This window comes from Achromobacter sp., from assembly GCF_036567245.1.
In the GTDB taxonomy this organism is placed as follows: domain Bacteria; phylum Pseudomonadota; class Gammaproteobacteria; order Burkholderiales; family Burkholderiaceae_B; genus Achromobacter.
On the sequence record NZ_DATCUY010000487.1, the window covers coordinates 1 to 4,687 of the forward strand.

5 protein-coding genes are annotated in these 4,687 nt (G+C 65.5%); all 5 read right to left on the bottom strand.

Annotation, left to right across the window (positions count from 1 at the left end):
* Window positions 1-6: 6 nt before the first annotated feature.
* Window positions 7-882, bottom strand: a complete 876-nt coding sequence (locus VIR09_RS20715; RefSeq protein ID WP_332014557.1) for a sugar ABC transporter permease — start codon at window positions 880-882, stop codon at window positions 7-9.
* A 13-nt stretch (window positions 883-895) separates the two neighbouring features.
* Window positions 896-2,191, bottom strand: a complete 1,296-nt coding sequence (locus tag VIR09_RS20720; RefSeq protein WP_332014558.1) for an ABC transporter substrate-binding protein — start codon at window positions 2,189-2,191, stop codon at window positions 896-898.
* A gap of 27 nt (window positions 2,192-2,218) precedes the next feature.
* Window positions 2,219-3,274 (bottom strand): ABC transporter ATP-binding protein, encoded by a 1,056-nt coding sequence (locus VIR09_RS20725; protein WP_332014559.1) that lies wholly within the window; start codon window positions 3,272-3,274, stop codon window positions 2,219-2,221.
* A 120-nt stretch (window positions 3,275-3,394) separates the two neighbouring features.
* Window positions 3,395-4,192 (bottom strand): phosphodiesterase, encoded by a 798-nt coding sequence (locus tag VIR09_RS20730; protein WP_332014560.1) that lies wholly within the window; start codon window positions 4,190-4,192, stop codon window positions 3,395-3,397.
* 39 nt (window positions 4,193-4,231) lie between these two features.
* The coding region (locus VIR09_RS20735) for a substrate-binding domain-containing protein (RefSeq protein ID WP_332014561.1) at window positions 4,232-4,687 on the bottom strand (456 nt) is incomplete at its 5' end.

Consider the following 4,687-nt stretch of genomic DNA (forward strand, 5'->3'; position numbering starts at 1 on the left):
TGTCTTTCATTGATAGTGCGTCCTGCGGTCCAGCCAGCGGAACTTGATCAGCGCGGTCAGCGCCAGCACCACCAGCAACACGACGGTCAGCGTGGCGGCGTAAGCCGTGTCCCAGAAACTGAAACCCACCTGGTAGATGTAGTACAGCAGCAGCGTGCTGGCGTTATCCGGCCCGCCGCGCGTCATGACCACCACGTGGTCCACCAGCCGGAACGCGTTGATCAGGGCGTTGATCAGCACGAAGAGCGTGGTAGGCATCAGCAGCGGCCACAGGATGCGGCGGAAATACTGCCAGCGCGACGCGCCTTCCAGCATCGCGGCCTCGCGCAGCGACGGTGATACCGTTTGCAGGGCGGCCAGGTAGAAGATCATGAAGAAGCCGGATTCTTTCCAGACCGTCACCAGCATCAGCGCGGGCAGCGCGGTCTCGCGGTTGCCCAGCCAGTTGGGGCCAGGCGAGCCGAACAGCTGCATCACCTGCGCGATCAGGCCGTACTGCGGCGTGTAGAAGAACAGCCAGATATTGGCCACCGCCACCATGGGCAGTACCGTGGGCGTGAAATAGGCCATGCGCAGGAAACCGCGCCCGCTCAGGTTGCGGTTGACCCACAGCGCCATGATCAGCGCGATGCCGATGGAGGTGGGAATGGTGCCCAGCGCAAACCACAGGTTGTTCCACAGCGACTGCCAGAACACCGGGTCGTCGCGCATGACGGCGTAGTTGTCCAGCCCCACGAAGCGCGCGGGGCGCGCGCCCTTGGGGGTGGAGAAAAAGCTGTGCCATAGCGTCGCCACCGCCGGGTAATGCGTGAAGGCGGCGAGCAGCACGATGGCTGGCAGCAAGAGCAGCCAGCCATAAAGCGCGTTTAAAGAGCGGCTCATCGTGCTTGTCGGATTACTTGTAGGGACGCAGTATGCGGTCGGCCTCGCGTTGCGCGTCGGTCAGGGCCTGCTGCGGCGTCTTGGAACCGGTCAGGGCGGCTTGCAGGGCGTCGTTCAGGGTCTTGGTGACGCGCTGGTTCTCGTGCGTGGAGAACTCCGCCACGCTGACTTCCAGCTGGTCGCGCGCGACCGCGGCGGCCGGCACTTCCTGCGCGTACTTCTTCATCTTTTCGGTCTGCCAGGCGGCCGGGGTCACGGCCACGTAACCCGTGGCGATGCTCCAGTCGGCGGCGCGCTCGGGCGTGGTGACCCATTGCGCGAACTTCAGCGCGGCTTGCTGCTGCGCCGGCGTGCCGCTCTTGAAGATGTAGAAGTTGCCGCCGCCGGTGGGGCTGCCGCCGCGCTTTTGCTGCGGCATCATGGCCACGCCGAACGGGAAGTCGGCGTTCTTGCGGATGTTGGTCAGGTTGCCGGTCGTGGTCCAGACGATGGCGGCCTTCTTTTCCAGGAAGTCCTTGGGCGTGGTGCCCCAATCGATCGTGCCGGTCGGCATGATCTTGTGCTTGGCCGACAGGTCGCGCCAGTATTGCGCGGCTTCCACCACGGCCGGCTTGTCCAGGTAGACCTCGTTGCCGGCCTCGTTCATCAGGATCGCGCCGTTGGGCGTGGTCAGGGCCTGGAACAGCCAGTAGGCGAAGGCGCCGCCCGAAGGGATCTCGATGCCCCACTGCGTGGTGTTGCCGGAGGCGTCCTGCTTGGTCAGCTTCTTGCCGTACTCGACCAGTTCGGCCCAGGTCGCCGGCGCGCGCTCGGGATCCAGCCCGGCAGCCTTGAACAGGTCCTTGTTGTAGTACATGACGATGGTCGAACGCTGGAACGGCACGCCCCAGGTATGGCCGCCGCTGCGGCTGTTCTGCATGAAGGCGTCATAGAAGCCGCCCAGCCACTTCTTGTCGGCGTCGCTCTTGGCCAGGCTGTCGATCGGAACGATGGCGTCCTCGTCGATCAGCGTGAACATGTCGGTGGACAGCAGCACCGCCAGCTGCGGCGGCGTGCCGCCCTTGAGCGCGGTCAGCGCCTTGGCGATCGAGTCCTGATAGGAGCCGGCATAGATCGGCTTGATCTTGATGTCCGGATTCTCCTTCTGGAAATCGGCCACCATGTCGTCGACGATCTTGGTGATCGGGCCGCCGACCGCGACGGGGTAATAGAACTCCACCTCGACGGGCTTGTTCTGCGCCTGCGCAGGCAGCGACAGGCAGGCGGCGGCCAGGCTGGCGGCCAGGGTTTTCAGTACGATGCGACGCATGTTGTTTTCCTTTCCTGTGTACGGGCCCTAGCGGCCGGCGGAGTTGATGACCGCCGAATCGGCGGCAAAGAAGTGCTGCTGGCCGTCCTGCCAGGACAGGCCCAGTGTTTCGCCCGCGCTGGCGCGCAGATGGCCGCCCACGCGCACGGCCACGCCGCTGGTGTCGCCCACGCGGCAGACCACGATGGAGTCCGCGCCGAAGTACTCCACGCTTTCCACCTTGGCCCCAATGCCGTCGGCATCGATGCGGATGTGCTCCGGCCGTACGCCGAGCTTCACGGCGCCCGCGGGCGCGCCAGCAATGGCCGGGCCATGCGTGCCGGCGATGACAGTAGCGCCTTGCAGAGACGTCAGGCCGATCAGGTTCATGGGCGGCGTGCCGATGAAGCGTGCCGCGAATTCGGTCGCGGGCCGCGCATACAGGGCGTCGGGCGTGTCGTGCTGTTCAATCTTGCCGCCGCGCAGCAGTACCACCTGGTCGGCCATGCTCATGGCTTCGGTCTGATCGTGCGTCACGTAGACCATGGTGATGCCCAGGTCCTGTTGCAGGGCGCGGATCTCGCGGCGCATTTCATGGCGCAGCTGCGCGTCCAGGTTGGACAGCGGTTCGTCCATCAGGCAGACCGGGGCTTCGGAAATCACGGCGCGGCCCAGCGCCACGCGCTGCTGTTGCCCGCCCGACAATTGCGAAGGCTTGCGGTCCAGCAGATGGCTCAGGCCCAGCAGGTTGGCCACGCGTTGCAGGCGGCGGTCGTAGTCGCGGGCCGGCTCCTTGCGCACCTTGAGGCCGAACAGGATGTTCTCGCGCACCGACAGGTGCGGAAACAGCGCGTACGACTGGAACACCATAGAAATCCGGCGCTTGGCGGGCGGCAGCTGGGTGACGTCGCGGTCGCCGATGTGGATGGCGCCCGAGGTGGGCGTGTCCAGGCCAGCAATCATGCGCAGAGTGGTGGACTTGCCGCAGCCGGACGGACCCAGCAGGACCGTGAAGCTGCCGGCAGGGACCGTAAAGCTCACTCCATGGATCGCAGCGGCGTTGCCGTACTGTTTGGTGAGGTTATCCAGGACGATGGATGACATGCTGTCTCGAAGATCTAATAGTTAGATCCGCATTGTTGCCTGTTATGAAAACCTTTTCATTGTGCAGCGCAAACATGACGGATGTATGGCAGGACAAACTTTCGTAGTCTAGCTTCGGCCTCAGGCGAACGGGTACGGTCCGGGGTATTCCCCGATGACCGCATGGTGCGTGACCAGATTTTTCCCTTGCCACCAATGCAGCTGGTAGCCCGGCGGTTCCATGATGTATTGCAGCGTCGGGCGCGGCCCCAGCTCCAGCGCGAGCTGGTGCGCGGTGCCGGGACAGGTGGAGGCGACGGTGCCGCCGAAACGCTGGAAGATCGTGCGGTGCAGGTGGCCGCAAAGCACGCGCTCCACGTTGGGAAAGCGCGCCACGATGCGTTCGAGTTCGGGCGCGCCGGCCAGCAGACCGATGGCGTCCATGTGTTCGATGCCGGTCAGGAAAGGCGGATGGTGCATCAGGACCAGCGTGGGCCGCTCGGGCTGTTCGGCCAGGCGCGCGGCCAGCCAGTCCAGGCGGTCCTGGCAGAGTTCGCCGTGGCTCTTCATGGGTACCACCGTGTCCAGCGCCAGCATACGCAGCGGATAGGTCTCGATGGCGTACTGGATGAACGGACCCTCGCCTTGCAGATAGCCGTGGTCCGGGAAGGCCGCGCGCAGCTGGGCGCGGTCGTCGTGGTTGCCGGGTAGCAGGAAATAGGGAATCTCCAGCGCCTGCAGATGTTCGCGCAGCACCTGGTATTCGTGTGGACGGCCCAGGTCCGTCAGGTCGCCGGTGATCAGCACGCAATCGGGGCGCGGGGTCAGCGCGTTGAGAGCGCGCACCGCGGGGGCCAGGAAAGCCGCCGGATCAATGATGCCGTAGGCTTTGTCGCCCGGGGTGCGCATGTGCAGGTCGGTGATTTGTGCGATGAGCATGACGCGTGTACAGATGAAGAGTTGTTGTGGGGAGAGGCCTTAGCGGCGCACCGGCGCGGCGGTGCCGCCGACCACGATGCAGTGCGGCAGGCGGTCCGAATGTGGCGGCCGGCCCTGGATCTGCGCCAGCAGATTCGAGCACGCGGTTTCGCCGATGCCGTCGCTGGGCTGGGCCACGGTGGTCAGGGGCGGCGTCAGCAAGGCGCCGAAACGCATGCCGTCGAATCCGCAAACCGAGATGTCAGCGGGCACGGACAGGCCCAGGCCTACCAGGTCCGCGATGACGGCGGTGGCCAGCAGGTCGTTGGAACAGAACAAGGCGGTGGGCGCCTGCTTGCCGCGCAGCGCAGTCTTCAATGCGTCCAGGTCGCTGCCCGTGTGCGAACTCATGGAGATGTGCTGGATGGCGTCCAGGCCCAGCCGTTTGGCGCAGGCGCGCGCGCCCGTCAGCCGGCGGCGGGCGCGATCCGATGCGGTCAGCGGGCCCGTCACCAG